Below are 25,809 nucleotides of genomic sequence, written 5' to 3'. Positions count from 1 at the left end.
CAGTCTATCGGGCCGCGCTCGGCTGCCCCGAGGCGAGCGGGGCAGCGGCGGCGACCGCGTCGGGGTGGTCGGCGATGTAGTCCCGGACGACCGACTCGAAGTCCGGGTCGGCCTCCAGACCGAGCGCGGCGGCGCGCGCGTTGTCGAAGACGGCGGGCCAGGAGCCGACGATGGCCTCCACGGCGGGATCGGGCTCGACCGTCACCAGGTCGGCGACGGCGTCACCGGCCACCCGGCGCAGCGTCTGAAGCATCTCGGCGACCGACACCGTGAGGGCCGGGAGGTTCACGGGCAGCCGGCCTTCGAGGAAGCCGGGGCCGGTGCCGCGGTCGAGCTCGGCCACGCGCAGGATGCCCTCGACCGTACGGCGCGGGGAGGCCAGGGCCACCCGCAGCGCGGGGTCGACCGGGCAGACGGCGGGCAGACCCGCCAGCGGCTCGCGGACGATGCCGGACAGGAAGCCGGAGGCGGCCGCGTTCGGCTTGCCCGGACGGACCGACACGGTCATCAGCCGCGCCACGCGTCCGTCGAGGAAGCCGCGGCGGGTGTAGTCGGCGACGAGCTGCTCGCACACGAACTTCTGCACGCCGTAGCTGGAGCGGGGCGTGGGGAGCGTCGACTCGCTGACCACGGGCGGCAGCGGCAGCGCGGGGTCGGAGCCGTAGACGGCGACGCTGCTGGAGAAGACCACACGCGCCACCGGGCCGCCGGCGGCGGACTGGGCGCGGGCCGCGTCGAGCAGGGCGCGGGTCGTGTCCAGGTTGGCGCCCATGCCGAGGTCGAAGTCGGTCTCGCACTCGGCGGAGACCGCGGAGGCGAGGTGGATCACCAGGTCCACCGGCTGCGCGAACAGCTCGTCGAGCCGCTCGACCAGGTCGCCCTGGACGATCTCGACCAGCGGGTCGCTCGCCATCGGCGACCCGTCCGGCACGAACCGGTCGGCGAGCACCAGCCGGTCGATGGGCGCACCACGGAACGTCCGCGTCTGAAGCAGCCGCCCGGCGACCTGCCGGCCCAGGAAGCCGAAGCCACCCGTGATGACGATCCTCATGCCTGTACTCCTCGGTAGTCGGTCAGCCAGCCGAGACCTTCGCTCGTGCCGGCGATGGGGCGGTACTCGCAGCCGATCCAGCCGTCGAAGCCCAACTCGTCGATCACGCCGAACAGATGGCGGATGTCGAGTTCACCCCGGTCGGGCTCGTGGCGGTCCGGCACGCCCGCGATCTGCAGATGGCCGACCCGGCCGCTCGGTACGTCGCGACGCAGGGTCGTGGTGAGGTCTCCCTCGGTGATCTGGCAGTGGTAGAGGTCGAGTTGGACCTTGAGGTTCGCGGCCCCGATCTCCTGGACCAGCGCGTGGGCCTCGGCCTGCCGGTTCAGGAAGTAGCCCGGCATGTCACGGTGGTTGATGGGCTCGATGAGCAGGTCGACGCCCGCGGCGGCGGCCCGCTCGGCGGCCCAGGCGAGGTTGGCCGCGTAGGTCTCGCGGTGCCGGGCCCGCTGCTCGGGCGTCGCGTCCGGCTCGACCAGCCCGGCCATCACGTGGACGCGCGGGCAGTCCAGGGCCGCGGCGTACTCCAGCGCCTTCTCGATGCCGGAGCGCAGTTCGCTCTCGCGGCCGGGCAGCGAGGCGATGCCCCGCTCACCGGCATCCCAGTCCCCGGGCGGCGCGTTGAAGAGCACCTGCCGCAGGCCGTGGTCGTCGAGGCGACGGCGCAGCTCGGCGGCGTCGTGGTCGTAGGGGAAGAGGTACTCGACGGCTTCGAAGCCGTCCGCCGAGGCCGCGGCGAAGCGGTCGAGGAAAGGGTGCTCCGTGTACATCATGGACAGGTTCGCTGCGAACCTCGGCATGGTGACTCCAGTGAACTGAGTGGGTGCAGCGGGACCGGATCCGCACATCCGGTCCCGCTGCGGACGCCGGTCAGCGGTTGACGACGTCCTTCTTGGTGGTGAGTACGGCGGCGGCGCCGACGACCAGGCTGAGCGCCAGGACGTACATCGGGATCGACGACGAACCGGTGCTGTCCTTCAACGCGCCGATCATGTACGGGCTGACGAAGCCGGCCAGGTTGCCCACGGAGTTGATGACCGCGAGGCCGGCCGCGGCGGCGGTGCCGCCGAGGAACGCGGTGGGCAGCGACCAGAACAGCGGCGCGCAGGTCAGCACGCCGGCCGCTGCGAAGGACAGCGCGATCAGGGACAGCGCGGTCGAGCCCGACCAGGAGGCGGCCAGCGAGAAGCCGACGGCGCCCATGAGGCTCGGGATCACCAGGTGCCAGCGGCGCTCGCGGCGCTTGTCCGCGGAGCGGCCGAACAGGTTCATGGCGACGAGCGCGGCGAGGAACGGCACGGCGCTGAGGACACCGATCGCGAAGTTGCCCTTGATGCCGGTGGACTCCACGAAGGTGGGCATCCAGAACGTCAGCGCGTACTGCCCCATGACGAAGCAGAAGTAGATGCAGCACATCAGCCACACCTTGGGCTCACGGAACGCGTCCCAGACCTTCCCGTGCACCGTGTGGTGCTGGGTGTCCCGGACGAGCGCCTCCTCGACGACCGTCTTCTCCTCGTCGGAGAGCCACTTGGCGTCGCGCACGCCGTTGTCCAGGTAGAACAGCGTGATCACGCCGACGATGAGCGCGGGGACGGCCTCCAGCACGAACATCCACTGCCAGCCCTGCCAGCCGCCCACCTTGTGGAAGGTGTCCAGGATCCAGCCGGAGAGCGGGTTGCCGAAGATGCCCGCCACGGGGATGGCCGACATGAACATCGCGATGACCCGGGCACGGCGGTACGTGGGGAACCAGTAGGTGCAGTACAGGATCACGCCGGGGTAGAACCCGGCCTCGGCGGCGCCGAGGAGGAACCGGAGCGCGTAGAACGTCGCCTCGTTGGTGACGAACACGAACGCCGCCGACACCAGACCCCAGCTGATCATGATGCGGGCGATCCAGGTGCGGGCGCCCACGCGCTGGAGTATCAGGTTCGAGGGCACTTCGAAGAGGAAGTAGCCGATGAAGAACAGACCGGCGCCGAGACCGTACGCGGCCTCGCTGAATCCGAGGTCGTCGGACATCTGGAGCTTGGCGAAACCGACGTTGACGCGGTCCAGGTAGGAGACGACGTAACAGAGGATCAGGAAGGGGACGACGCGCCGGACGACCTTGCGGAAGACGGCGTTCTCACGATCGAGGTCGACTTCGGCGGCGACCACAGGCATGGACATGAGGGAATCCTTCGAGCGGCTCGGGGACGGATTCACTGACAGGACGGAACAAGCTCCCGTGCGGGGTGGAGCGGACCAGCGGGGTGGAGCGGACCAGCGGGGTGGAGCGGGGTCACCACGCCGCGCCGAAGACGTCACGCAGTTCGGCGAGGGCGGGGGAGGGGAGCGGCTCGGGACGACGGTCGGTCAGGAGCCACAGGCGTGCCGTCTCCTCGAGTTCCTCGAGGACGGCGAGGGCCGCGGACGCGTCGGGACCCCAGACCACGGGTCCCAGCCGGTCCAGCAGGACGGCCCTGATCGGTGTGCCGGCCGAGGCGCGTTCGGCGATGCGGTCGGTCACCAGGTCGGCCACGCGCGGGTCGCCGGGCCGGTGGTAGGGGATGAGCGGGACGTGTCCGACCTTCATCACGTAGTACGGCGTGATCGGCGGCAGCACGTCGTCCTGGCTCCACACTCCGGACAGGGTGAGCCCGACCAGGTGCGTGGAGTGGGTGTGCAGGACGAACCGGGCCGTGGGATCGGCGTCGTAGATCCGCCGGTGCAGCGTCAGGGTCTTGCTGGCCCGGTCGCCCGCGACCTGCGTGCCCTCGGCATCGACCAGCGCGAGGCGGCCGGCGTCGAGGAAGCCCAGGGCGGCGTCGGTCGGCGTGATCAGGTGGCTGTCGCCGACCCGGGCGCTGATGTTGCCGGCGCTGGCATGGACGTACCCGCGGGCGAACAGGCTCGTGCCCACGCGGACGATCTCGCGGCGTGCCTCGGCGATCGACTCGGCGTGCTGATGGCCGGTCACGAAGCCTCCTCGTTCAGCAGGTCGAGGGAGGCGGAGAAGAAGTCGGGGCCGCCGAAGTTGCCGGACTTCAGCGTGATGTGGAGGGCCTCCCCGTCGGGCAGCGCCGCCGCGCACCACGGCACGCCCGGGTCGATCTGCGGTCCGATCCGCAGCCCGGTGATGCCCAGCGCCTGCACGACCGCGCCCGAGGTCTCACCGCCGGCGACGACCAACTGCCGCACGCCGCACGCCACAAGACCCTGGGCGACGCGGGCGAGGGTCTGCTCGACCAGCTCACCGGCCTCGGCGGCGCCGAGCCGGCCCTGCACGGTCCGTACGGCGTCGGGCGACTCGGTGGAGTAGATCAGGACCGGGCCGTCGGCCAGGTGCGCCTCGGCGAAGGCGAGCGCCTCGGCCGCCACGTTCTCACCGGCGGCGATGCGCAGCGGGTCCACGCTGAACGCGGGCCGCCCGGTGCGCAGGAACTCCCGCACCTGCCCGTTCGTGGCGACGGACACCGATCCCGACACGACGGCCTGCAGTCCTGCGGGGGACGGGAGTCGGGCGGCGGCGGGGGAGGGCTTGATGTCCCAGTTCGTGGGCAGGCCGAGCGCCAGTCCCGAGCCCGCGGTCACCACCGCCAGGTCACGGACCGCCTCGCCCATCCGCACGAGGTCCTCGTTGGAGACGGCGTCGACGACGGCGATGCCCACACCCTGGGCGCGCAGCTCCGCGATCCGCGCCCGGATCGCGTCGGCACCGGCGGCGACCGCCTTGTGGTCGATGAGCCCGACCGGCCGCGTGGTCTGCGCGCCGAGCACGGAGACCAGGTTGGAGTCGGTCATCGGCGTCAGCGGGTGGTGGCGCATGCCGCTGTCGGCGAGCAGCACGTCACCGACGAAGAGATGCCCCTTGAAGACCGTGCGCCCGTTGTCGGGGAACGCGGGGGTCGCGATCGTGAAGTCGGCGCCCAGCGCGTCCATCAGAGCCTCGGTGACCGGGCCGATGTTGCCCGCGGGCGTCGAGTCGAAGGTCGAGCAGTACTTGAAGTAGATCTGCTCCGCGCCCATCTCGCGCAGCCACGACAGAGCCCGCAGCGACGCGTCGACGGCGTCGGCGGCCGGGACGGTGCGCGACTTGAGCGCGATGACGACGGCGTCCGCGTCCTCGGCCTGCCGGACCGCCTGACGGTCGTCGGCCGACGGTACGTCGATCAGCTGGACCACGCGCATGCCCGCGCGCACCAGGTTGTTCGCCAGGTCCGTGGCGCCGGTGAAGTCGTCGGCGATACAGCCGAGTCGGATGGTCATGTCAGTCCTCCACCGGCTTCGGCAGGTCGATCCCCGGGAAAATCTTGATCACCGCGCTGTCGTCCTCGGCGCCCAGACCGGACGCGGACGCCTGGAGGAACATCTGGTGCGCGGTGGCCGCGAGCGGCAGCGGGAAGCGCTCCGGGCGGGCGGAGTCGAGCACGATCCCCAGGTCCTTGACGAAGATGTCGACCGCGGACAGCGGGCTGTAGTCACCGGCGAGCACGTGCGCCATGCGGTTCTCGAACATCCACGAGTTGCCCGCGCTGTGCGTGATGACCTCGTAGAGCGCCTCGGCGGGCACGCCCGCCTTGATGCCGAGCGCCATCGCCTCGGCCGCCGCGGCGATGTGCACGCCCGCGAGCAGCTGGTTGACGACCTTGACCCTGGAGCCGAGCCCGGCGCTCTCGCCCAGCCGGTAGACCGTGCTGCTCATGGCCTCCAGCACCGGGCCGGCGAGCGCGTACGCGGCTGCGGAGCCGGAGGTCATCATGGTCAGTTCGCCGGTCCGGGCGCGCGCGGCACCGCCGGAGATCGGGGCGTCCAGGTACAGGACGCCCAACTCGGCCAGTCGGCCTTCGAGTTCGGCGGACCAGGCCGGGTCGACCGTGGAGCACATCACGAAGACGGAGCCGGGGCGCAGCCGTTGGGCGGCGCCGGTCTCACCGAACAGCACCGACTCGACCTGAGCGGCGTTCACGACCACACCGACGAGGACGTCGACCGCCGCCGCCAGGTCCCCGGCCAAGGCGTAGGCCGTCCCGCCGTCCCGGGCGAAGTCCTCGGCCACCTCGGTCCGCAGGTCGTGGACCGAGACGTCGTAGCCCGCCGTGCGCAGGCTGCGGGCCATGCCGAGACCCATGGCTCCGAGTCCCACCACCCCCACCCGCGGCAGGGCGGACCTCTCCTGGTCGATCATGCGCAACATCCTTGTCTCGCTGTGCCGTCCGCGGGGTGTGACACGGCTCTTCGTCGAGACCCGTCGGTTGGCGGTCGGGTCATATGATGACCTGAGGACATGGAATTAGCCCACAGTGACGTCCGTCACATGGCGAAGTGGAGGGCGGCCCGAAGGTTTCGGCCGTACGAGTCCGAGATCCGAACTGGCCGTCGGCGCAGGCGCGTTGGCGCCTGTCAGGCGGTGCGAACCCGGATCCCCGCCTCCTCGAATTCGCGCACGAGCTCCGGCGCCACCGCCGTGTCCGTGACGAGGGTGTCCACGAGATCGGCTGCGCAGATCCGGGCGAAGGCCCGCCGGCCCAGCTTGCTGGAGTCGGCGGCGACGATCACGCGTTCCGCGCGCTCGCACAGCAGCCGGTTGATGGCCGCCTCCGTCTCGTCCTGCGCCGCCGCGCCGTGCGTGACGTCGAAGGCGACCACCCCGAGCACCGCCACGTCGAGCGTGATCCGGCCGAGCGCGCCGTCCGCCAGCGGCCCGACGAGCTCGTACGACTGCGGGCGCGCGACCCCGCCCGTCACCACGATCTTGAACTGAGGCCGTACGGCCAGCTCGCCCGCGATGTTCAGCGCGTTGGTGACGACGGTCAACGCCGGTGAGCCGGAGGCGAGATCGCCCCGCACGGCCAGGGCGCGGGCGACCTCCGTGGTGGTCGTGCCGCCGGTCAGCCCCACCACCTCGCCCGGCCCGACGAGGTCCGCGACCGCCTTGGCGATGCGCTGCTTCTCGGAGGCGCGGCGGGCCGTCTTGTAGCGCAGCGGCAGTTCGTACGACACCCCGTGCGCCACCGCGCCGCCCCGGGTGCGCACCAGCATCTGCTGCTCGGCGAGCTGGTCGAGGTCCCGGCGGATCGTCGCCGCCGAGACCTCCAGCCGGGTCGCCGCCTCCTCCACCTCCAGGCGGCCGTGCTCCGCGAGCAGTTCCAGCAGCGTCTGCCAGCGGGCGTCGCGCGACATGGGCGGTCTCCGTTCGGTCCTCGGTCGTCCCATGAGGTTTCGTCTCGTGAGGCTAGTGCACCGCTACTGCGCGTTGTCCGCGTTCGGATGCTTGATTGTGCGCGAAAGCTCGCTATACCGTGCAGAAAATTTCAGCGCGAGAGGATGCGGCATGACGCATGTCGAGGACGAGCTGAACAGCCAGCCGGAGTGCTGGACGCGGGCGGCGGCCACCGCCGGGCGCCACGGCGGGGCGCTCCCGGCGCCGGGGGAGCGGGTCGCGATCGTCGGGTGCGGGACGTCGTACTTCATGGCGCAGGCGATCGCCGGGCTACGCGAGGACGCGGGACAGGGGGAGACCGACGCCTTCGCCGCGTCGGAGTTCCCGCGCGGACGTTCGTACGACCGCGTCCTCGCCCTCACCCGCTCCGGCACCACCACCGAAGTACTGGACCTGCTGGGCCAGTTGAAGGGGCGGACGCGTACGACGGCCGTCACCGCCGATCCTGACACCCCCGTGATGGCGGCGGCCGACGACGTGGTGGTGCTGGACTTCGCGGACGAACGCTCCGTGGTCCAGACCCGGTTCGCCACCAGCGCGCTCACCCTGCTCCGCGCCCATGTGGGCCTGCACACGGACGCGGCCGTCGCCGACGCGCGGACCGCACTGTCGACGCCCCTGCCCGAAGGACTCGTCGACTGCACGCAGTTCACCTTTCTGGGGCGCGGCTGGACCGTCGGACTCGCGAACGAGGCGGCGCTGAAGATGCGCGAGGCGTCTCTGTCCTGGACCGAGGCGTACCCGGCGATGGAGTACCGGCACGGCCCCATCAGCATCACCACCCGCTCCACGGCGGCCTGGATGTTCGGTGAGGCGCCGGACGGTCTCGCCCAACAGGTACGGGCCACGGGAGGATTGTGGATCGAGGGCTCGCTCGACCCGCTCGCCGAACTCGTCCGCGCCCAGCGGCTCGCGGTGGCCGTGGCCGAACGCCGGGGACTCGACCCGGACCGGCCGCGCCATCTCACGCGCTCGGTGATCCTCACGTGAGTCGCACTGCCTGACCGACGCGTTTCAGGCATCCCAGGCTCAGCCCCGTTCCCGCCCCAGGAAGGAAACGCCGTGCCCCTCGCACGCACCGGCGAGCTGATCACCCGCGCCGCCCAAGCCCACTCGGCCGTCGCCGCGTTCAACATCATCACCCTGGAGCACATCGAGGCCGTCGTCACCGGCGCCGAGGCCGCCGGTACGCCCGTCGTCCTCCAAGTCAGCGAGAACGCGGTCAAGTTCCGTCAGGGACGGCTCCTCCCGCTGGCCCGCGCGGCCACGGCAGCCGCCGAACGAGCCTCCGTGCCGGTGGCGTTGCATCTCGACCACGTCCAGGGCGACGACCTGCTGCGCCAGGCGCCCGACGCGGGCTTCAGCTCCGTGATGTATGACGCGGCCCGCCTTCCCTACGCCGACAACCTCGCCGCGACCCGCGCCGCCGCCGACTGGGCGCACACCCAAGGTCTATGGATCGAGGCCGAGTTGGGCGAGATCGGCGGCAAGGACGGCAAGCCCCCGCTGGACGCCCACGCGCCCGGCGCCCGTACCGCCCCGGACCAGGCCCGCGCCTTCGTCGCCGAGACCGGTGTCGACGCCCTCGCCGTCGCCATCGGCAGCTCCCACGCCATGACCACCCGCACCGCCGCCCTCGACCACGACCTCCTCAAACGCCTCGCGGCCGCACTCCCCGTCCCCCTCGTCCTGCACGGCTCCTCCGGCGTACCGGACACCGGCCTCGCCGCGGCGGTCACGGGCGGCATCGCCAAGGTCAACATCGGCACCGCCCTCAACCTGGCGCTCACCGGAGCCGTCCGCGACCACCTCGCCGCCCACCCCGAGGCCGTGGACGCGCGCCCGTACCTGCGCGCGGGACGGGAGGCGATGGCACGGGAGGTGAAGCGGCTCATCGGGGTCGTCGAAGGCGCCCGACGCTGACGGCCCAAAAAAAATCGGACGGCGATGTCGAGAACCCGCGTCCGGCTCCGTCCCCGGTGTGAACGCGACCACAATGGGTCGTACGAGCACTGAGGAGAACCACGATGGCCAAGTACCTGCTGCTGAAGCACTACCGCGGCGCCCCGGCTTCCGTCAACGACGTGCCGATGGACCAGTGGAGCCCGGAGGAGATCTCGGCGCATGTGCGGTACATGAACGACTTCGCGGCCCGGCTGGAGAAGACCGGCGAGTTCGTCGACGGGCAGGCGCTCGCCCCCGAGGGAGCGTGGGTCCGCTACGACGGTGAGGGGCGCCCGCCGGTCACCGACGGACCGTTCGCGGAGACCAAGGACCTCATCGCCGGCTGGATGATCATCGACGTCGACAGCTACGAGCGCGCCGTCGAGCTGGCCGGGGAGCTGTCGGCCGCGCCGGGGGCCGGCGGCAAGCCGATCCACGAGTGGCTGGAGGTGCGCCCGTTCCTGGCCACGCCGCCCACCATCACGGACTGACGTCACCGATGGACGAGCTCCTGCTCAGGAGCCTCACGCCGAGCGTGCTCACCGTCCTCGTCCGCCGCGGAGCCGACTTCGCGGCGGCCGAGGACGCCGTGCAGGACGCGCTGGTCGAGGCGGTCCGCGTCTGGCCGGCCGAACGGCCCAGGGACCCGAAGGGCTGGCTGGTCACCGTGGCCTGGCGCCGGTTCCTCGACGCGACCCGCGCCGACGCGGCCCGCCGCCGGCGTGAGGACCGCGTCGAGGTGGAGCCGGCGCCCGGGCCGGCGTCCGCGGTGGACGACACGCTCCAGCTCTACTTCTTGTGCGCCCACCCGTCGCTGACCCCGGCGTCGGCGGTCGCGCTCACGCTGCGCGCCGTCGGCGGGCTGACCACCCGCCAGATCGCCGAGGCCTACCTGGTGCCCGAGGCCACCATGGCCCAGCGCATCAGCCGGGCCAAGCGCACCGTCTCCGGCGTTGGGGTCTCCCCTGCTCGAGCGAAGCCGAGAGCTCGGGGAAGCTTCGACCGGCCCGGCGACGTCGCCACCGTGCTGCGCGTCCTCTACCTCGTCTTCAACGAGGGCTACTCCGGCGACGTCGACCTCGCCGCCGAGGCCATCCGGCTCACCCGGCAGCTCGCGGCCATCATCGACCACCCCGAGGTGGCCGGGCTGCTCGCCCTCATGCTGCTCCACCACGCCCGGCGCGCCGCCCGGACCGCGCCCGACGGCAGCCTGGTGCCGCTCGCCGAGCAGGACCGCGGCCGGTGGGACACCGCACTGATCGCCGAGGGCGTCGGGATCCTGCAGGCGGCCCTCGCCCGCGACCGGCTGGGCGAGTTCCAGGCCCAGGCCGCCATCGCGGCACTCCACGCCGACGCGCCCACCGCCGAGGAGACCGACTGGGTGCAGATCGTCGAGTGGTACGACGAGCTCGCGCGCCTGACCGACAGCCCGGTCGTCCGGCTCAACCGCGCGGTCGCCGTCGGGGAGGCCGACGGACCACGCGCAGGCCTGGCGGCGCTCGCGGCGGTGGACGCCGCACTGCCCCGCCACGACGCGGTGGCGGCGTACCTCCACGAGCGCGACGGCGACCTGGCGACGGCGGCACGGCTGTACGCCGAGGCGGCCCACAAGGCACCCAACCTCGCCGAGCGCGACCACCTGACGCGCCAGGCAGCCCGGCTCAACGCCCGCCGAGGTCGCTGACGGGTCGCGCTCGGACTCTCGTGCGGCACGGGGGCGCCCCCGTGCCGTCACGGCCACCGCTGCCACCACAGCCCCGCGGCCGGCGGGCGCCGCTCCTTCCTGACCGCTACCTGTTGACGGCCTTCAGCACCACGAACTTCGGGTCCCCCGCGACCAGTTCGCAGTTGCCGAACAGGCGGCGCAGCTTCACGTGATAGCCCAGGTGGCGGTTGCCGATCACCCACAGCTCGCCGCCGGGCCGCAGCGCGCGCCGTGCGTCGGTGAACATGCGCCAGGCGGTGGCGTCGCTGGTCGCCTGGTGGGCGTGGAAGGGCGGGTTGTTGAGGACGACGTCCACGCTGCCCGGAGCCACCCCGGCCAGCCCGTCCCCGACGCTGAACTCGGCATGCCCGGACGCGCCGCTCGCCTTGTACGTCGCCTCCGCCGAGGCCACCGCCTGGAACGACTCGTCCACGAACAGGACTTCGGCCTCGGGATTGGCCAGCGCCATCGCCGTACCGACGACACCGTTGCCGCAGCCCAGGTCGACGATCCGCTGCGCGCCCCGGGACTCGGGCAGGTGGCCGAGGAAGAACCGCGTGCCGATGTCGAGCCGGTCGGCGCAGAAGACGCCCGCGTGGTTGACGACGGTGCGTCCGGAGACCGGGCCGATGCCGTCGGGGAGGGCGTAGCTGTACGGCCACGGGTTGGCGGGGCGCGCCAGCGACGGGTCCGGGGCGCAGAAGATCAGCCGGGCCTTCTGCTGGGCGAGCGAGGTCCGGGTCGGGCCGAGGATGCGCTCGAAGAGCCGGAGCGTCGAGGTGTGGATCTCCTTCACCATGCCGGTGCCGATGACGACCGTGCCCTCGTGCACGGAGGGCGCCAGCCGCAGGAGCTGGTCCTCCAGCAGCGCCAGGCTCTTCGGCACCCGTACGAGAAGGACGTCGATGCGTTCGGGCGGCGGGTCCTGCGTCGTGAGCAGTCGTACGGCACCGGGCTCGACGCCGGCCCGCGCGAGGTTGGCCCGGGTCGCCTCCTGGCCGAGGAACGAGTCGGTGATCTGCACGGGCCGGTGCTCCGCGAGCGCCGTGGCCAGGGCGCCCCAGCGGTCCCCGACCGTCACGACCGTGCCGGTCAGTGGAACCCGCTCCTCCGCGAGATGCCGCAGCAGGTACGCGTCGGAGGCGTCCCAGGCTCGCAGCCGGTCACGCGGGTCCTCGGGGAAGCGGGACAGCTCCAGCTCGCCCCAGGCAGTCTTCATGCGCTCGCTCATCGTGCGTCCAGGCTAGCGGAGCCGCAGCTCAGGGCCGCTCGGGCGCCGCTTGCAGCCCCCTGACGCGGCCCGGTCCTCCGGTCCTCCGGTCCTCTCGGGCAGCATGGAGGTATGGAGGCGACGGAACTCTTCCCCAGGGCGCGCGCGGAGATCGCGCCCGGTGCCGTGCACGTGCCCGACTGGCTGGACGCCCGGGCGCAGCGCGAACTGCTGGCGGCCTGCCGGGACTGGGCGCGCCCGCCGGCCGGCCTGCGCACGGTCCGCACGCCCGGCGGCGGCACCATGACCGCCCGCCAGGTGTGCCTGGGCTGGCACTGGTACCCGTACGCCTACGCCCGCACGGTCGTCGACGGCGACGGTGCCCCGGTCAAGCCCTTCCCGGCATGGCTGGACGAACTCGCCCGGCGCGCGGTGACCGACGCGCTCGGTCCGCAGGCGGCGCCCTCCGCGGCGTACGACATCGCGCTGATCAACTTCTACGACGCCGACGCCCGCATGGGCATGCACCGCGACAGCGACGAGAAGTCCGAGGCGCCCGTGGTGTCGCTCAGCCTCGGCGACACCTGCGTCTTCCGCTTCGGCAACACCGAGACCCGGAGCCGGCCCTACACGGACGTCGAGCTGCGCAGCGGTGACCTGTTCGTCTTCGGCGGCGCGTCCCGGCTCGCGCACCACGGGGTGCCGCGGGTGCACGAGGGCACCGCCCCGCCCGCGCTCGGGCTGACCGGACGGCTGAACATCACCCTGCGGGTGAGTGGCCTCTAGGCACCCCCCAGGTTGCGACAGCCAGGCCGTCCGGCCCACGGATCATGGGAGACTCACCCTCATGAGCGGCAAGGCGGACCCCCGGACGGCGGGGGAAGGGGGCACCTCGAGGGCGCGGCTGGACCGGGGGCGCGGTGCGCTCGGGCCCGCGCTGGAGCTCCTGCACACGGGGCGGGCACCCACCCGTGCCGTACTCACCGCCGAACTGGGGGTGACCCGGGCGACGGCCGGCGCGGTCGCCGCCGAACTGGAGGCGCTCGGCCTGATCCGGGTCGACGCCCGGCCCGGCGCGGCCGCCGGTGCCCAGGGGCGTCCCTCGCACCGGCTCGACATCGCCGAGGACGGCCCCGTCGTGCTCGCCGCGCAGGTGCACGCCGACGGCTTCCGGGCCGCGCTGGTCGGCCTCGGCGGGCGGACCGTGGCGACGGCACCGGGCTGCGAGACGGTCGACGCCGACCCGGCGAAGGTGCTCGGCTCCGTCGTGGAGGCGGGCGCCGGCCTTCTGCGGACGACGGGCCTGCGCTGCGTGGGCGCGGGGCTCGCCGTGCCCTCCGCGGTCGCCGACCCCGACGGTCTGGCCCTCAACCCCCTGCACCTGGCCTGGCCCGTGGGTGCGCCGGTGCGCCGTATCTTCGCCGAGTGCCTGCGCGCGGCCGGGATCACCGGTCCGGCGTTCGCGGGCAACGACGTCAACCTGGCGGCGCTCGCGGAACACCGGCACGGTGCGGGACGTGGTGCGCGGGACCTGCTGTGCGTGGCCACCGGTCACCGCGGCGTGGGTGGCGCGCTGGTGCTGGACGGCCGTCTGCACACGGGCAGTTCGGGCCTCGCCCTGGAGGTCGGCCACCTCACGGTGAACCCCGAGGGACGCCCGTGCCACTGCGGCAGCCGCGGCTGTCTGGACGTCGAGGCGGACCCGCTGGCCCTGCTCGTCGAGGCGGGCCGCGAGCCCGGCCCCGAGGTGTCCCTGCTCCAGCAGGCCGACGACCTGCTCCGCAACCACTACACCGACCCCGCCGTGCGCCGGGCCGCCGAGACCCTGATCGACCGTCTCGGCCTCGGCCTCGCCGGTCTGGTCAACATCCTCAACCCCGACCGCATCATCCTCGGCGGCCTGCACCGCACCCTGCTCGACACCGACCCCGACCGCCTCCACGCGGTCGTCGCCGCCCGCAGCCTGTGGGGCGGCCAGAGCGGCGAGGTCCCTGTCCTGCCCTGCACGCTGGACTTCAACAGCCTTGTCGGCGCGGCGGAGTTGGCCTGGCAGCCGGTGCTGGACGATCCGTTGGGGGCGTTGGCTCAGGGGTGAGGGGGCACGAGGCCGACGTCCTGCGGAGTGCGCCTGTTCACAGGGCGGACCAGGCTCACCACTGCCGCCCGCGCCGCAGCGACTCCCGTCCCGGCGCCGACAGATGGAGCACCCGGAACACATCCCCCTCGGCCTTGGGCGCGCCCTGCTCCCAGAGCGAGAAGTGGACCAGCTCCCAGCGCCGCGTGTCCACCGCGGCCGCCGCCAGGACGGCACCGTCCCGCGCCGCCAGCCGCTCCGTCTCGCGCACGGCCTCCTCCATCAGGACCGACAGCTCCACATCCTCCGGCACCGGCTCCCGCCGCCGTACCGCCACCGCCGCGGGCGCGTTCGCGGCCACGCCCTCCTCGTACGCCAGCCCCGACCACTGCCGGACCTCGGGGCGCCCGAAGTCGTCGACGATCCCCTGGAACGGACCGCCCCACAGGAAGCGGTTCATGCCCTCCGTCGTGTTCCACAGATAGAACGGCGCATAGGTGTTGACCGGCGAGCCGAGCACGCCGCGCTCGCGGATCAGGTACGCCTTGACGCCCATGCCGTCCCAGTCGTCGAGCAGATGCCCGCGACTGCGCACGCGCTCGCGGACGATGCCCATGTCGTAGTCGGCGGGGAGGACCAACTCGTACTGCAGCGCGTGCATGGGGAAGAACCTTCCTCAGGTGGGTGGTCGACTCAGCCGCGGGGCGCGAGGAGTGAGAGCAGGCCCCGGACGCCCGCGTCGAAGGCGGCCGGGGAACCGGAGGCGCGCGCCAGCACGTAGCCGCCCTGCACCGTCGCAAGGACGGTCGCGGCGACCTCCTCGCCGTCCAGGTGCGGCGCGAACTCGCCCTGCTGCCTGCCCTCTTCGACGACGGCGGCGAGCCGCGCCCGCACCCATGCGATCGTCTCGTCGACCGGCGTGCGCAGTTCGTCGCTCGCGATCACGTCCGGGTCCATCGTCAGCCGGCCCACCGGGCAGCCGCGCAACACGTCGCGCTCGCGCAGGAGATACGCCTCGACGCGCTCGTACGCGCTGCCCGGTCCGCCGAGGATCTCCTCGACGGTGGCGCGCAACTCCTCGGCCGTACGCCGGATCGCGGCCAGCGCGAGGTCCGGCTTGCCCTTGAAGTGGTGGTACATGCTGCCCTGACCGGCGCCCGCACGCTCCAGGATCGCCTTGGGGCTGGTCCCGATGTAGCCGCGCTCCCACAGCAGCTCGCGGGTGGACTCGATCAGTCGCTCCGAGGTGCTCATGCGCTCACTGTACATACCAGTAGGTACAGAGTCCATCGGGCGGCGGCCGCCCACGGGAGGACCGGCGGCCCGCCCGCGTACTCCCCGGGAGGTACGCCCACTGCCGCTGGCCGTACGACGACGCGGACCCCTCCGGGAGGCGAGTCTCGATGCATCACCACACGACACCTCCACCGGAGGTCACGAAGGAGATGAACCGAGATGCAGACCCTGGCGAACTGGGACGGCGGCCCCGGCCCGTGGATCCTGTTCTTCCCGCTGCTCTGGGCGGCCGTCGTGGCCGGCGCCGTGACCGTCCTGCGCCGTACGGTCTGGCGCGGCCGCGGCGCACCGTGGCGCCCCATGGACGCGGGACGCCCGGCCGGCGACTCGCCGATCGCGATCCTCGGCCGGCGCTTCGCCACCGGTGAGATCGACGAGGACGAGTACTGGCGCCGCCTCTCCGTCCTGGACGAGCAGTTCGGCCGGAGCGCGGGCAAGGGCGGTGCGGCATGACGGCGGCCACCGAGGCGACGAGCGTGCGCACGGCAGCCCGCGTCGTCGGCGCCGTGAAGGTGTACGGCCGCGGCGACACCGCCGTACGCGCCCTGGACGGCGTGGACGTGGACTTCCCGGCCGGACGCTTCACCGCGATCATGGGGCCCTCGGGCTCCGGCAAGTCCACCCTGATGCACTGCGCGGCCGGACTCGACACGCTCACCTCCGGCGCCGCCTACATCGGCGACACCGACCTGGGCTCCCTCGACGACCGGCGCCTGACCCTGCTGCGCCGCGACCGCGTCGGCTTCGTCTTCCAGGCGTTCAACCTGGTGCCCACGCTCACCGTCGCCGAGAACATCACCCTGCCGCTGGACCTGGCCGGCGGCGGGGGAGACCCGGAGTGGATCGACGCGCTCGTCGACGTCGTCGGACTGCGCGACCGGCTCCACCACCGGCCGTCCGAACTCTCCGGCGGCCAGCAGCAACGCGTCGCCGTGGCACGGGCGTTCGCCGGCCGGCCCGAGGTCGTCTTCGCCGACGAGCCCACCGGCAACCTCGACTCACGCTCCGGCCAGGAGGTCCTCGGACTCCTCGGCGACGCCGTACGGCGGACCGGGCGCACCGTCGTCATGGTCACCCACGACCCGGTCGCCGCCGCCCACGCCGACGAGGTCGTCTTCCTCGCGGACGGCCGCCTGGTCGACCGCATCGAGTCCCCGACCGCCGACACGGTCCTGGACCGCATGAAGGCCTTCGAGGTGCGGTCGTGAACGCCGCGCTGCGCCTGAGCCTGTCCTCGCTGCGCGCCCACCGGCGCCGCTTCGCCGGGACCTTCCTCGCGGTGTTCCTCGGCGTCGCGTTCCTCGCCGGGACCCTGGTCATGGGGGAGACGCTGCGCGCGAGCTTCGACACGATGTTCGGCGAGGCGACCAGCGGCACGGACGCCGTGGTGCGCAGCGCCGACGCCATCACGACCCCCGGCGAGGCTCAGGGCGTACGTCAGCCGGTGGACACGGAACTGATCCGGACCGTCGAGCGGGTCCCGGGCGCCGCGGCGGCCGCCCCGACCATCCAGGGCGCGGGCCAACTCGTCGGCGCCGACGGGCAACCCGTCGGCGGCCAGGGCCCGCCCACTCTCGCCGGTAACTGGATCACCGACCCGCGGCTCAATCCGTACCGGCTCGCCGAGGGCCGCACCCCGGAGAAGTCCGGCGAGGTCGTCGTCAACCGCGGTGCCGCGAAGAAGGGCGGCCTGAAGATCGGTGACACGACCACGCTGCGCACGCCCGACCCGGTCCGTGTGACCGTCGTCGGTCTCGCGACCTTCGGCGGCGCGGACGGCATGGGGCAGGTGACCTTCACCGGCATGACGCAGGCCGACGCCGAGAAGTACCTCACCGCCCGGCCGGGTCAGGCGGCGAGCATCCAGGTGCGGGCCGCGTCCGGTGTCGGCCAGCAGGAGCTCGTCGACCGGCTGACTCCTGTGCTGCCCAAGGGAGTCGAGGCCATCACCGGGCAGGAGTCGGCCCGGGAGAACACGGACATGATCTCCAGCCAGTTCCTGAGCGTCTTCACCACCTTCCTGCTCGTGTTCTCCGGTGTCGCCCTGCTGGTCGCGACGTTCTCCATCCACAACACCTTCGCGATCGTCGTGGCCGGGCGCGCCCGCGAGAACGCCCTGTTGCGCGCTCTTGGCGCCTCCCGCCGCCAGGTGACCGCGTCGACCCTCGTGGAGGCGACCGGCGTGGCGGTGACCGCATCCGCCGCCGGACTCGCGGGTGGCATCGGGATCGCCGCCGGGCTCCAGGCGCTCTTCCCGGTCGTCGGATTCCCGTTCCCCGACGGCGACTTGGTGGTCACGACCCTGTCGCTGGCCCTGCCGCTCGCGGTCGGCATCCTGGTCTGTCTCGGCTCGGCGCTGCTGCCCGCCGTACGCGCCGGACGCACCGCCCCGCTGGCCGCCCTGCGCGAGACCGCCGTCGACACCTCGGGCGCCTCGCGCGTCCGCGCCGCCGCCGGCTGCGGACTAGCGGTGCTCGCGGTCGCGGTGGCGCTGACCGGCGTCCTCGCCACACCGTCCGTGTGGCTGGCGGGAGCCGGCGCCTTCCTCGCCCTGGTCGCCTTCGTCGTGCTCGGCCCGGTCGCCTCCTCCATCGCCGTACGTCTCCTGGGCGGCCCCCTCGACCGGCTGCGCGGGGTGACCGGCGGCCTCGCCCGGCGCAACGCGCTGCGCAGCCCGAGGCGGACGGCCGCCACGGCGAGCGCGCTGATGATCGGCGTGGCCGTGGTCTCGCTGTTCACGGTGTTCGGCGCCTCGCTCAAGGCCACCATGGACCAGACCGTGTCCCGGTCCTTCGCGGGCGACGTCGCGGTCAGCACCCCGTCGTTCGGCGCCGGCGGCAGCGGACTCAGCCCCGCACTCGCCCCGGCGCTGCGATGGCTGCCGGAGGTGGACACCGCCGTCGGCCTGGGCCGAGGCGTCGCCGAAGTCGACGGCAGCGGGCGCGCGTTGACCGTCACCGACCCGGCCGCACTGGCCCGCAGCTTCGACCTCGGTACGGTGCACGGCTCGCTGCGCGACCTCGGGGCCGACGGCCTCGCGGTCACGAAGAAGGAGGCCGACCGACAGCATCTCACCACCGGCGACACCGCCCGGCTCACCTTCACCGACGGCAAGCGGCAGGACTTCACCGTCCGCGCGGTCTACGACCGGTCCGAACTCGCCGGTGACTACGTCATCACCCGCGCTGCCTGGGCACCGCACCGCACCCAGGACGCGGACACCCTCGTCGCCGTCTCCTTCCGTCCGGGCGTCGACCCGGACGCGGGCAAGGCGGCGGTGGAGAAGGCCGCGGCCCGCTACGGCCATCCGCAGGTGCAGACCCGTGACGAGTACGCGCAGTCCTCGGCGTCGGGGATCGACATGATGCTGACCCTTGTCTACGCCCTGCTCGCCCTCGCGGTGTTCATCGCCCTGCTCGGCATCGCCAACACGCTGACGCTGGCCCTCCACGAGCGCACCCGGGAACTGGGGCTGCTCAGGGCCGTCGGGCAGACCCGGTCCGGGCTGCGGGCCATGGTCCGCTGGGAGTCGGTGCTGGTCGCCGCGTTCGGCACCGCAGGGGGTCTCGGCCTCGGCGCCTTCCTCGGCTGGGTGCTGGTGAAGGCCTCGGACGGCGCGAGCGACAGCGCCTTCGCCTTCGCGATCCCGCCCGGCCGGCTCGCGGTGGTCGCCCTGGTGGGCCTCGCCGCCGGAGCCCTGGCGGGGTTGCGTCCGGCCCGGCGGGCGGCTCGCCTGGACGTGCTGCGGGCCATCGCCACGGAGTGAACCGCGCGCGGCCTCGCACGTCAGCCGACGGAGTAGGTCACCGCCCGGTCAGCCGACAACGGCCGACCGGGCGGGAGCGTGTGCCGCGGCGGGAGCATGAGCCGCCACCGGCGCGCAGGCCGTGGGTGCGACGTCCACGTCCACGAGCCGGGGCGCGGACTCCAGGACCGCAGGTTCCAACGGGACGGTCTCCACGTCCACGAACCGGCGCGCGGGTGGCTCGGCCGTGCGCGGCCCGTCCGTCGTACGGCTCGGCACGCGGACCGGCTGCGGCTTCGGCTCGGCGGTCGCGGGCAGCGTGAACCACACGACCTTGCCGTCGTCGCCGTCCGGCCGCGCTCCCCAGCTCTCGCTCAGCGCGGCCACCATCGCCAGGCCACGCCCGCAGGTGTCCAGGGGAGCGGAGTCCGACGCGTCGTCCACGTCCGCCACCACAGGCAGGCGCGGATCGTGGTCGCGTACGGAGACCGTGAGCCGGTCGAGCAGCAACTCCAGCTCGACGGTGCACGACTTGTCGGGCCGGGCATGCTGGTGAACGTTGGTCAGCAGCTCCGTCACACCGAGCGCGGCCCGGTCTATCAACGGATCCAGATGCCAGTAGCGCAAGTGCGCAGATACGATTCTGCGGACCTGACCGATCCGCGAGGGCAGAGCCTGAAGCTCCACGGTGCAGTGCCTGCTCGGATGACTGATCACGACTGCGACTCCCCGACGTGAGGTCCGGAAGAACACGGAGGACGGATCCAGCAGGGTGGCGCGCGTCCGAACACCGCCTGCTGTGGCCGGCGGGCTGGTTCGCAGCGCGTTATCGCCGGTAAACCCAGAGTGACGTGAGACCAGCGTGACCCAGCGGCTGGGGTCCCGCAACTCGCGGCCGGATTCCCCGACGACACCGTGCGATCCCTCAACGGCCGCGCCCCGCCGCCTTGCGCACCGCCTCGATGAACCGGCGTGCGGGAGGCGGGCCCGCCTCGCCCGGTGCGGGATCGTGGCCGCCGAGGGTCAACTGGTACCGGGTGCCGTTCACGTCGGCCAAGGCCCGGTCGTCCGGGCCGAACCAGGGTTTCGACGCACGTACGGCCTGCACCGGAGCGCTGTCGATCTCGCTGCCGTAGCTGGTGAGCAACTCCAGCCTGCCGTCGGCGATCCGGACCTGGCCGGCCCGGGTGAGCGAACGCAGCCGCTTCCCGATCCGTACGCCCTTGGCCGTGAATTCCGGCTCCGCCATCCTGGCCCGCCCCCTCGTGCGTGTCGGCCGTGCCGCGATCCGGTGCGTCTCCCGCGTGCGTATGTGAACGCGTCCGCGCGGGACGGCCGTCCCGTCCGGGTGCAGTCTGCCCGCACCCGGCGCCCGGCACCAGTGCGCGCGGTGCGACCGCCGGGAGCGCGCGGAGCGTTCACGGAACGCGCCCCCACGCGCCGCTCCGAACGCTTCACGCCGCGCTCCTCCGGACGTTTCCCCGCACGTTTCCCCGAACGCGTCCGCGCGACCCCTGTGTCCTCATCGATCCCTGCCCCAGGCGGGCCTTTGAGCTTCCCAAAGGTGTGTTTATGCAGGTGAGAAGCGTACGGAAGGTGTCTATCATCGGGGCGGCGGCCGTGCCCGGCGCCATCGGTGCCAGCGTAAGGAGCCTTGTCGTGAGCGCCACCTCACCGTCCCGGACCGGTGCCACTTTGGACGTCGACCGCAGCGACGCGGCGTACCGCGGCTGGCTCAAAGAAGCCGTCCGCAAGGTCCAGGCGGACGCCAACCGCTCCGCCGACACCCATCTCCTGCGCTTTCCGCTGCCGGAGCGGTGGGGCATCGACCTGTACCTCAAGGACGAGTCGACCCATCCGACCGGAAGCCTCAAGCACCGGCTCGCCCGCTCCCTCTTCCTCTACGGCCTGTGCAATGGCTGGATCCGCCCCGGCCGGCCCGTGATCGAGGCGTCCAGCGGTTCGACGGCCGTGTCCGAGGCGTACTTCGCCAAGCTGATCGGCGTGCCCTTCATCGCCGTCATGCCGCGCACGACGAGTGCGGAGAAGTGCCGCCTGATCGAATTCCACGGCGGCCAGTGCCACTTCGTGGACGACCCGCGCAATATGTACGAGGAGTCGGCCCGCCTCGCGGCCGAGACCGGCGGCCACTACATGGACCAGTTCACCTACGCCGAGCGGGCCACGGACTGGCGCGGCAACAACAACATCGCCGAATCCATCTTCCGCCAGCTGGAGTTGGAGCGGTTTCCCGAGCCCGCGTGGATCGTCGCCACCGCGGGCACCGGCGGCACCTCCGCGACCCTCGCGCGCTACGTCCACTACATGCAGCACGACACCCGCATCTGTGTCGCCGACCCGGAGAACTCCTGCTTCTTCGAGGGCTGGACCACCGGCGATCCGGACGTCACCTGCGACTGCGGCTCGCGGATCGAGGGCATCGGACGCCCGCGCATGGAGCCGAGCTTCGTGCCCGGCGCGATCGACCGCATGATGAAGGTCCCGGACGGAGCCACCGTCGCCGCCGTACGCGCCCTGGAGCAGAACATCGGCCGCAAGGCAGGCGGCTCGACGGGCACCGGGCTGTGGAGCGCCCTGAAGATCATCTCCGAGATGGTGGCCGAGGGGCGTACGGGCAGCGTGGTCACCCTGCTGTGCGACCCCGGGGACCGCTACCTCGACAAGTACTACTCGGACTCCTGGCTGGAGGAACAGGGCCTGGACATCGGCCCGTACACGGCCGCCATCGACTCGCTCCTCGCGACGGGCGTCTGGCCGGACTGAGCCGGTCAGCTCTCCGGGCCGTCCTCGGGCTCGCCCGCGACCACCAGCCGCGGCAGATACTCGGAGATCTCCGCCCGCGCCTCGGCAGGCAGCCCCGTGTCCGTCACGAGCGTGTCGACCTGGTCGAGCGAGGCGAACGAACTCAGGCCCACCGTGCCCCACTTGGTGTGGTCGGCGACCACCACGACCCGCCGCGCCGACTGCACCAGGCGCCGGTTGGTCTCCGCCTCGGCGAGGTTCGGCGTCGACAGTCCGGCCTCGGCCGATATGCCGTGCACACCCAGGAACAGCACGTCGAAATGGAGCGCCGCGATGGCCTGGTCGGCCACCGGACCCACCAGCGAGTCGGAGGGGGTGCGCACCCCACCGGTCAGCACCACCGTGGCCGCGCCCTGCCGCTGCCCCGAGCTGCGCTGCGCGGAGTGGAAGACGTCCGCCACCCGCACCGAGTTCGTCACCACGGTCAGGTCGGGCATCTCCAGCAGCTGGTGCGCGAGCGCGTAGGTCGTCGTACCCCCGGACAGCGCGATCGCCGTGCCCGGCGCGACCAACTGGGCCGCCGCCCGCGCGATGTCCTCCTTGGCGGTCAGCTCCAGAGCCGACTTGGCCTCGAACCCCGGCTCGTGCGTGCTCGCCTCGACCAGCGGCACCGCGCCGCCGTGCACCTTCTCCAGCACGCCCTGGCGGGCCAGCGCGTCCAGATCGCGGCGCACGGTCATGTCCGACACCCCGAGCTTGCGGGTCAGTTCGTTCACGCGGACGCCGCCGCGGCGGCGGACCTCGTCCACGATCAGGGCGCGGCGCTGCTCCGCGAGGAGGTTCTGATTCTCACTCACGTACGCTCCGGTCCTCTCGCCTCAAGTCGTCCGACAACGCCTGCCGCCCTGGCTCCGACCAGCGGCTTCCGCCCGGCTACGGTGCGCGGGCGTCTCATCTTTTCACGGCCGGCGGCCCGCCGCGCCACCCGCCCGTCCCGCCGCGCACATGCCACACCAGCCCCGTCTCCGCGCACCGGATGTCACCCGGATCGGGGAGATTCCGTGAGGAGAGGTGTACGCCACGGCGGCCACGGAGAATCCTGGTGGCCGCACGAGCAGATGCCGTCGCCGGACCACGGGGGAGTGCGAGAACAGTGGAACCTGCGCAGGAACACGCCGCCGCGGACCGGGCCGGCGGCCTGCCCGCCGGACCCGCCGAAGCCGAGACCGACCTGGAGCTCCTGGTCCACGGGGTCGGCGGCACCACACCCGAGAAGATGCTCGGCGACCCGCGCACGGTGCGGATCACCGGCGACCACACGGCCGCCGTCTTCCGCCGCGCCGAGGACGCCGACGCGGAGGCCCGCCCCGAGGACTACCGGGGCAGAGCCGTGCCCGAGGCGTACGTCTGGTGCAACCTCACCTCCGGGAACGGCACCCGCGCCCTGTGGCTGTTACTGCTGCCCTTCATGGTCGTCAACCTCGCCCACTGGATGCGCCCCGCTGCCCGCGAACGGACCGCCACGGCACGCCTGTACGGCCTGCTGGTCCGGCTCGCCGGGCTCACCCTCACCGTCCTGCTGGTCGCGGCGGCCTGCGAGGTCGCCCTGGACCTCACCGCCTGGCAGTGCGCCGGAGTCGAGGCCTGCGCAGGCCGGCACACCTGGCTCGGCTTCCTCTCGCCCGCCGCCTCCGACGACGGCTGGTGGAGCCTGCCCGGACGCCGCCTCGCCCTGGCGGCCCTCCTGCCCACCGCCCTCACCGGCCTGCTCTGGTACCTCTCCCACCGCACCTGGAACGCCTACGAGTCCCAGCCGCCGGCGACCCACGCCCCCGGGCCCGGCGACCCGCACGGACAGGCCGCGCTGGGCAGCCCCGGTTTCTGGTACGGACGCCGGCTGGTGGCCCGGCTGCGCGCCGCCCACACCGCGGCCGGACTGCTGACAGTCGCCGCGGCGGTCGCCCTCCCGGCGGCCCGCTTCGACCGGCGGCCCGGCGGCCCCGCGATCCTCGACACCCTCGGCGATCTCCTGATCGTGGCCCTGTGCGCCGCTGCCGCCTTCGTGGTGGGCGTCGTCTGCCGCCGGGGCCGCAGCGAGCACCGCCTCGACCGGGAGCTGGACTCCCACCTCGTCCGCCGACTGCCCCTCGGCGCCCTCGCCCTGCTGCTGCTCACCCTGCTCTACGCCGGCTGGTCCCGGCCCGGCTGGCACTCGTCCGGCCGACTGCCGGGGGACCCCGCCTTCGGCGGCATCGCGCTGGTGCAAGGCGCGCTCGTCATCGCCGTCGGTGTCGTCGCCCACCTCCTGCACCGCACCCGCGGACCCGGCGAGGCGGGAGACCCGCCCGCCGATGCCCGGCCCGCGATGCGCGGACTCGGCGGACCGGCGGTCGCACTGCTGGCCTGCGCGCTGGGCGGGGTCATCTCGGGCGGTGTCGCCCAGCGCGTGGCCGACTGGCTGGACGGCACCCGCGCCTCCATCGACGGCCCGCCCGTGCTGCTCACCTGGCAGGCGTCGATCATCCCGCCCTTCCTCGTCGCGCTCCTCGGAGTCGTCGCCTGGCTGTCCTGGCGGACCTGGCGGCTCAGCCGCGCCGAGCGGAGCCGAGTGGCACGCGACCACCAGGACGAACCCGAGGACGTCTCACGTACCCGCCGCATCGCCCGCACCCGCGCCATGGCCGCACTCACCGACCAGGCACCCCTGGTCATCGCCGTCGTGGCCGTGGCCACGCTGCTGCTGGGCGCCGGCGCGCTGATCGGCGCCGGAGCGACCGGCGAGACCCCCGACGACGCGACCCGGGAGGCGTACGCCGTCGTGCAGGGCGCCGCCGCGACCTCCCAGGCGCTGGGCTCCTGGCTCGTCGGACTCGGTTTCATACTGTTCGTCACCTGGGGCCGACGCGCTTACAAGGACGCCTCGGCCCGGCGCACCATCGGCATCCTCTGGGACGTCGGCACCTTCTGGCCGCGCGCCGCCCACCCCTTCGCCCCGCCCTGCTACGCCGAGCGCGCGGTGCCCGACCTGACCTGGCGGATGGCGACCTGGACACGGCACACCGGCGGCCGCCTGGTCCTCTCCGGGCACTCGCAGGGCAGCGTCCTCGCGGCCGCCGCGGCCTGGCAGCTCACGCCGTCCGTCCGCAAGCGGGTCGCCCTGCTCACCTACGGTTCGCCGCTGGAGCGGCTGTACGGGCGCTGGTTCCCGGCCCACTTCGGCCCCGCCGCGCTCGGCTCCCTGCACCGGGAGGTCGCCTGCTGGCGCAACCTCTACCGGCTCACCGACCCCATCGGCGGACCGATCCGGCTGCCCGGCGACTGCGGCCCCGACGTCGACCGCGAACCGCTCAAGGACCCGCTGGCGTACGGCCGCACGGTCCAGCACCCGCTCCCCGCCCCGATCCTCGGCCACTCCGACTACCAGGCCGACCCGGCCTTCGCCGAGGAACGCGAGCGGCTGCTGGCCCGGCTGCGCCCCGAGCTGCCACGGCCCCGCACCCGCGAAGAGCGGCGGCCGGAACACCGGGGCCGGAGCGTCGCGACGCCGCGCGGGCGCGCGGAGGTCACCGTGCCGGTCGTGACGGTGCCGCCCCCGGCCCCGCTCGCGGCCGCATCCGGACGCTCCGAGAGGCTCAGCGCGCCCGAACTGCTGCAGGCCGCCGTGCTGTTGCTGGTCTCCGTCGTCGCGTTCGTGGTGGCGTGGGCCTGCACGCGCAGCGCCGTCGGGGGATTCCAGCAGCACGGGACGCTGATGCCGTCGGACACCGCACAGGTCATCGCGGCCATCGGCGCCACCGGCCTCGGGATCGGCTC

23 protein-coding genes and 1 pseudogene are annotated in these 25,809 nt (G+C 72.9%); 11 read left to right on the top strand and 13 right to left on the bottom strand.

The window, feature by feature from the left end; genetic code table 11:
• Window positions 1-4: 4 nt before the first annotated feature.
• From denD to QFZ74_RS02220, 7 genes are all read right to left on the bottom strand, one after another.
• On the bottom strand, window positions 5-1,051 hold the full coding sequence (gene denD, locus QFZ74_RS02250; RefSeq protein ID WP_307619086.1) for a D-erythronate dehydrogenase: 1,047 nt from the start codon (window positions 1,049-1,051) through the stop codon (window positions 5-7).
• The gene (gene otnI, locus QFZ74_RS02245) at window positions 1,048-1,851 is read right to left on the bottom strand and encodes a 2-oxo-tetronate isomerase (protein WP_307619085.1); all 804 of its coding nucleotides are present in this window, start codon (window positions 1,849-1,851) and stop codon (window positions 1,048-1,050) included. The genes denD and otnI overlap by 4 nt, the downstream gene beginning before the upstream one ends.
• A 70-nt stretch (window positions 1,852-1,921) precedes the next feature.
• Complete coding sequence (locus tag QFZ74_RS02240; RefSeq protein ID WP_307619084.1) at window positions 1,922-3,226, bottom strand: MFS transporter; 1,305 nt, start codon at window positions 3,224-3,226, stop codon at window positions 1,922-1,924.
• A gap of 112 nt (window positions 3,227-3,338) precedes the next feature.
• Window positions 3,339-4,016: an aldolase gene (locus QFZ74_RS02235; protein WP_307619083.1), complete on the bottom strand. Its 678-nt coding sequence runs from the start codon at window positions 4,014-4,016 to the stop codon at window positions 3,339-3,341.
• Window positions 4,013-5,305, bottom strand: a complete 1,293-nt coding sequence (gene otnK / locus QFZ74_RS02230) for a 3-oxo-tetronate kinase (protein ID WP_307619082.1) — start codon at window positions 5,303-5,305, stop codon at window positions 4,013-4,015. Before otnK ends, QFZ74_RS02235 begins: the two co-directional genes overlap by 4 nt.
• Window position 5,306: 1 nt before the next feature.
• On the bottom strand, window positions 5,307-6,224 hold the full coding sequence (ltnD, locus tag QFZ74_RS02225) for an L-threonate dehydrogenase (RefSeq protein ID WP_307619081.1): 918 nt from the start codon (window positions 6,222-6,224) through the stop codon (window positions 5,307-5,309).
• A gap of 215 nt (window positions 6,225-6,439) precedes the next feature.
• Entirely contained in the window at window positions 6,440-7,219 is a 780-nt protein-coding gene (locus QFZ74_RS02220; RefSeq protein ID WP_307619080.1) for a DeoR/GlpR family DNA-binding transcription regulator, read from the bottom strand.
• A 151-nt stretch (window positions 7,220-7,370) separates the two neighbouring features.
• Between QFZ74_RS02220 and QFZ74_RS02215 the strand changes: the two genes are divergently transcribed.
• The 4 genes from QFZ74_RS02215 (at window position 7,371) to QFZ74_RS02200 (ending at window position 10,887) form a co-directional block, all read left to right on the top strand.
• Window positions 7,371-8,249, top strand: a complete 879-nt coding sequence (locus QFZ74_RS02215) for an SIS domain-containing protein (protein ID WP_307619079.1) — start codon at window positions 7,371-7,373, stop codon at window positions 8,247-8,249.
• Between the two features lie 72 nt (window positions 8,250-8,321).
• Entirely contained in the window at window positions 8,322-9,182 is an 861-nt protein-coding gene (locus QFZ74_RS02210; protein ID WP_307619078.1) for a class II fructose-bisphosphate aldolase, read from the top strand.
• Between the two features lie 104 nt (window positions 9,183-9,286).
• A complete protein-coding gene (locus QFZ74_RS02205; RefSeq protein WP_307619077.1) occupies window positions 9,287-9,694 on the top strand; it encodes a YciI family protein in 408 nt (135 codons plus the stop codon).
• Between the two features lie 8 nt (window positions 9,695-9,702).
• Complete coding sequence (locus tag QFZ74_RS02200) at window positions 9,703-10,887, top strand: RNA polymerase sigma factor (protein WP_307619076.1); 1,185 nt, start codon at window positions 9,703-9,705, stop codon at window positions 10,885-10,887.
• A gap of 106 nt (window positions 10,888-10,993) precedes the next feature.
• On the opposite strand, the gene QFZ74_RS02195 is transcribed toward QFZ74_RS02200, so the two are convergent.
• Window positions 10,994-12,127, bottom strand: a complete 1,134-nt coding sequence (locus QFZ74_RS02195) for a methyltransferase (protein WP_307624022.1) — start codon at window positions 12,125-12,127, stop codon at window positions 10,994-10,996.
• Between the two features lie 123 nt (window positions 12,128-12,250).
• Between QFZ74_RS02195 and QFZ74_RS02190 the strand changes: the two genes are divergently transcribed.
• Entirely contained in the window at window positions 12,251-12,904 is a 654-nt protein-coding gene (locus tag QFZ74_RS02190; RefSeq protein WP_307619075.1) for an alpha-ketoglutarate-dependent dioxygenase AlkB, read from the top strand.
• Window positions 12,905-12,965: 61 nt separating this feature from the next.
• Window positions 12,966-14,213: an ROK family protein gene (locus QFZ74_RS02185; RefSeq protein ID WP_307619074.1), complete on the top strand. Its 1,248-nt coding sequence runs from the start codon at window positions 12,966-12,968 to the stop codon at window positions 14,211-14,213.
• Window positions 14,214-14,268: 55 nt separating this feature from the next.
• Here the strand turns inward: QFZ74_RS02185 and QFZ74_RS02180 are convergent, their stop codons facing one another.
• Window positions 14,269-14,853, bottom strand: coding sequence for a DUF4865 family protein (locus tag QFZ74_RS02180; protein WP_307619073.1), 585 nt, complete (start codon window positions 14,851-14,853; stop codon window positions 14,269-14,271).
• 32 nt (window positions 14,854-14,885) lie between these two features.
• On the bottom strand, window positions 14,886-15,461 hold the full coding sequence (locus QFZ74_RS02175) for a TetR/AcrR family transcriptional regulator (protein WP_307619072.1): 576 nt from the start codon (window positions 15,459-15,461) through the stop codon (window positions 14,886-14,888).
• Between the two features lie 186 nt (window positions 15,462-15,647).
• Here QFZ74_RS02175 and QFZ74_RS02170 point away from each other — a divergent pair, with 186 nt between their 5' ends.
• The 3 genes from QFZ74_RS02170 to QFZ74_RS02160 are packed head-to-tail and all read left to right on the top strand — an operon-like array spanning window position 15,648 to window position 19,254.
• Entirely contained in the window at window positions 15,648-15,941 is a 294-nt protein-coding gene (locus tag QFZ74_RS02170) for an SHOCT domain-containing protein (protein ID WP_307619071.1), read from the top strand.
• Entirely contained in the window at window positions 15,938-16,696 is a 759-nt protein-coding gene (locus tag QFZ74_RS02165) for an ABC transporter ATP-binding protein (RefSeq protein WP_307619070.1), read from the top strand. Before QFZ74_RS02170 ends, QFZ74_RS02165 begins: the two co-directional genes overlap by 4 nt.
• Window positions 16,693-19,254: an ABC transporter permease gene (locus tag QFZ74_RS02160; RefSeq protein ID WP_307619069.1), complete on the top strand. Its 2,562-nt coding sequence runs from the start codon at window positions 16,693-16,695 to the stop codon at window positions 19,252-19,254. Before QFZ74_RS02165 ends, QFZ74_RS02160 begins: the two co-directional genes overlap by 4 nt.
• 48 nt (window positions 19,255-19,302) lie before the next feature.
• Here QFZ74_RS02160 and QFZ74_RS02155 read toward each other — a convergent pair whose 3' ends face one another.
• Window positions 19,303-19,950 (bottom strand): ATP-binding protein, encoded by a 648-nt coding sequence (locus tag QFZ74_RS02155; protein WP_307619068.1) that lies wholly within the window; start codon window positions 19,948-19,950, stop codon window positions 19,303-19,305.
• Between the two features lie 208 nt (window positions 19,951-20,158).
• Window positions 20,159-20,482 (bottom strand): hypothetical protein, encoded by a 324-nt coding sequence (locus QFZ74_RS02150; RefSeq protein ID WP_307619067.1) that lies wholly within the window; start codon window positions 20,480-20,482, stop codon window positions 20,159-20,161.
• Between the two features lie 410 nt (window positions 20,483-20,892).
• Here QFZ74_RS02150 and QFZ74_RS02145 point away from each other — a divergent pair, with 410 nt between their 5' ends.
• Entirely contained in the window at window positions 20,893-22,017 is a 1,125-nt protein-coding gene (locus QFZ74_RS02145; protein WP_307619066.1) for a PLP-dependent cysteine synthase family protein, read from the top strand.
• Window positions 22,018-22,022: 5 nt separating this feature from the next.
• On the opposite strand, the gene QFZ74_RS02140 is transcribed toward QFZ74_RS02145, so the two are convergent.
• A complete protein-coding gene (locus tag QFZ74_RS02140; protein WP_307619065.1) occupies window positions 22,023-22,853 on the bottom strand; it encodes a DeoR/GlpR family DNA-binding transcription regulator in 831 nt (276 codons plus the stop codon).
• A 296-nt stretch (window positions 22,854-23,149) separates the two neighbouring features.
• Between QFZ74_RS02140 and QFZ74_RS02135 the strand changes: the two are divergent.
• Window positions 23,150-25,537 (top strand): annotated as a pseudogene (locus QFZ74_RS02135) (hypothetical protein); the annotation flags it as partial.
• Between the last annotated feature and the right edge of the window lie 272 nt (window positions 25,538-25,809).

The sequence above is a fragment of the Streptomyces sp. V3I7 genome (assembly GCF_030817495.1).
Lineage (GTDB): Bacteria > Actinomycetota > Actinomycetes > Streptomycetales > Streptomycetaceae > Streptomyces.
The sequence above is the reverse complement of the archived record's forward strand: the minus strand, read 5'-3'. Positions and strand labels throughout refer to the sequence as shown.

Bases quoted from the DNA above. Each gene is read 5' to 3' on its own strand.
- denD (WP_307619086.1), bottom strand. From the start codon at position 1,051: ATGAGGATCGTCATCACGGGTGGCTTCGGCTTCCTGGGCCGGCAGGTC.
- otnI (WP_307619085.1), bottom strand. From the start codon at position 1,851: ATGCCGAGGTTCGCAGCGAACCTGTCCATGATGTACACGGAGCACCCT.
- QFZ74_RS02175 (WP_307619072.1), bottom strand. From the start codon at position 15,461: ATGTACAGTGAGCGCATGAGCACCTCGGAGCGACTGATCGAGTCCACC.
- QFZ74_RS02185 (WP_307619074.1), top strand. From the start codon at position 12,966: ATGAGCGGCAAGGCGGACCCCCGGACGGCGGGGGAAGGGGGCACCTCG.
- ltnD (WP_307619081.1), bottom strand. From the start codon at position 6,224: ATGATCGACCAGGAGAGGTCCGCCCTGCCGCGGGTGGGGGTGGTGGGA.
- QFZ74_RS02150 (WP_307619067.1), bottom strand. From the start codon at position 20,482: ATGGCGGAGCCGGAATTCACGGCCAAGGGCGTACGGATCGGGAAGCGG.
- QFZ74_RS02215 (WP_307619079.1), top strand. From the start codon at position 7,371: ATGACGCATGTCGAGGACGAGCTGAACAGCCAGCCGGAGTGCTGGACG.
- QFZ74_RS02240 (WP_307619084.1), bottom strand. From the start codon at position 3,226: ATGTCCATGCCTGTGGTCGCCGCCGAAGTCGACCTCGATCGTGAGAAC.
- QFZ74_RS02220 (WP_307619080.1), bottom strand. From the start codon at position 7,219: ATGTCGCGCGACGCCCGCTGGCAGACGCTGCTGGAACTGCTCGCGGAG.
- QFZ74_RS02205 (WP_307619077.1), top strand. From the start codon at position 9,287: ATGGCCAAGTACCTGCTGCTGAAGCACTACCGCGGCGCCCCGGCTTCC.
- QFZ74_RS02190 (WP_307619075.1), top strand. From the start codon at position 12,251: ATGGAGGCGACGGAACTCTTCCCCAGGGCGCGCGCGGAGATCGCGCCC.
- QFZ74_RS02200 (WP_307619076.1), top strand. From the start codon at position 9,703: ATGGACGAGCTCCTGCTCAGGAGCCTCACGCCGAGCGTGCTCACCGTC.
- QFZ74_RS02165 (WP_307619070.1), top strand. From the start codon at position 15,938: ATGACGGCGGCCACCGAGGCGACGAGCGTGCGCACGGCAGCCCGCGTC.
- QFZ74_RS02180 (WP_307619073.1), bottom strand. From the start codon at position 14,853: ATGCACGCGCTGCAGTACGAGTTGGTCCTCCCCGCCGACTACGACATG.
- QFZ74_RS02195 (WP_307624022.1), bottom strand. From the start codon at position 12,127: ATGAAGACTGCCTGGGGCGAGCTGGAGCTGTCCCGCTTCCCCGAGGAC.
- otnK (WP_307619082.1), bottom strand. From the start codon at position 5,305: ATGACCATCCGACTCGGCTGTATCGCCGACGACTTCACCGGCGCCACG.
- QFZ74_RS02170 (WP_307619071.1), top strand. From the start codon at position 15,648: ATGCAGACCCTGGCGAACTGGGACGGCGGCCCCGGCCCGTGGATCCTG.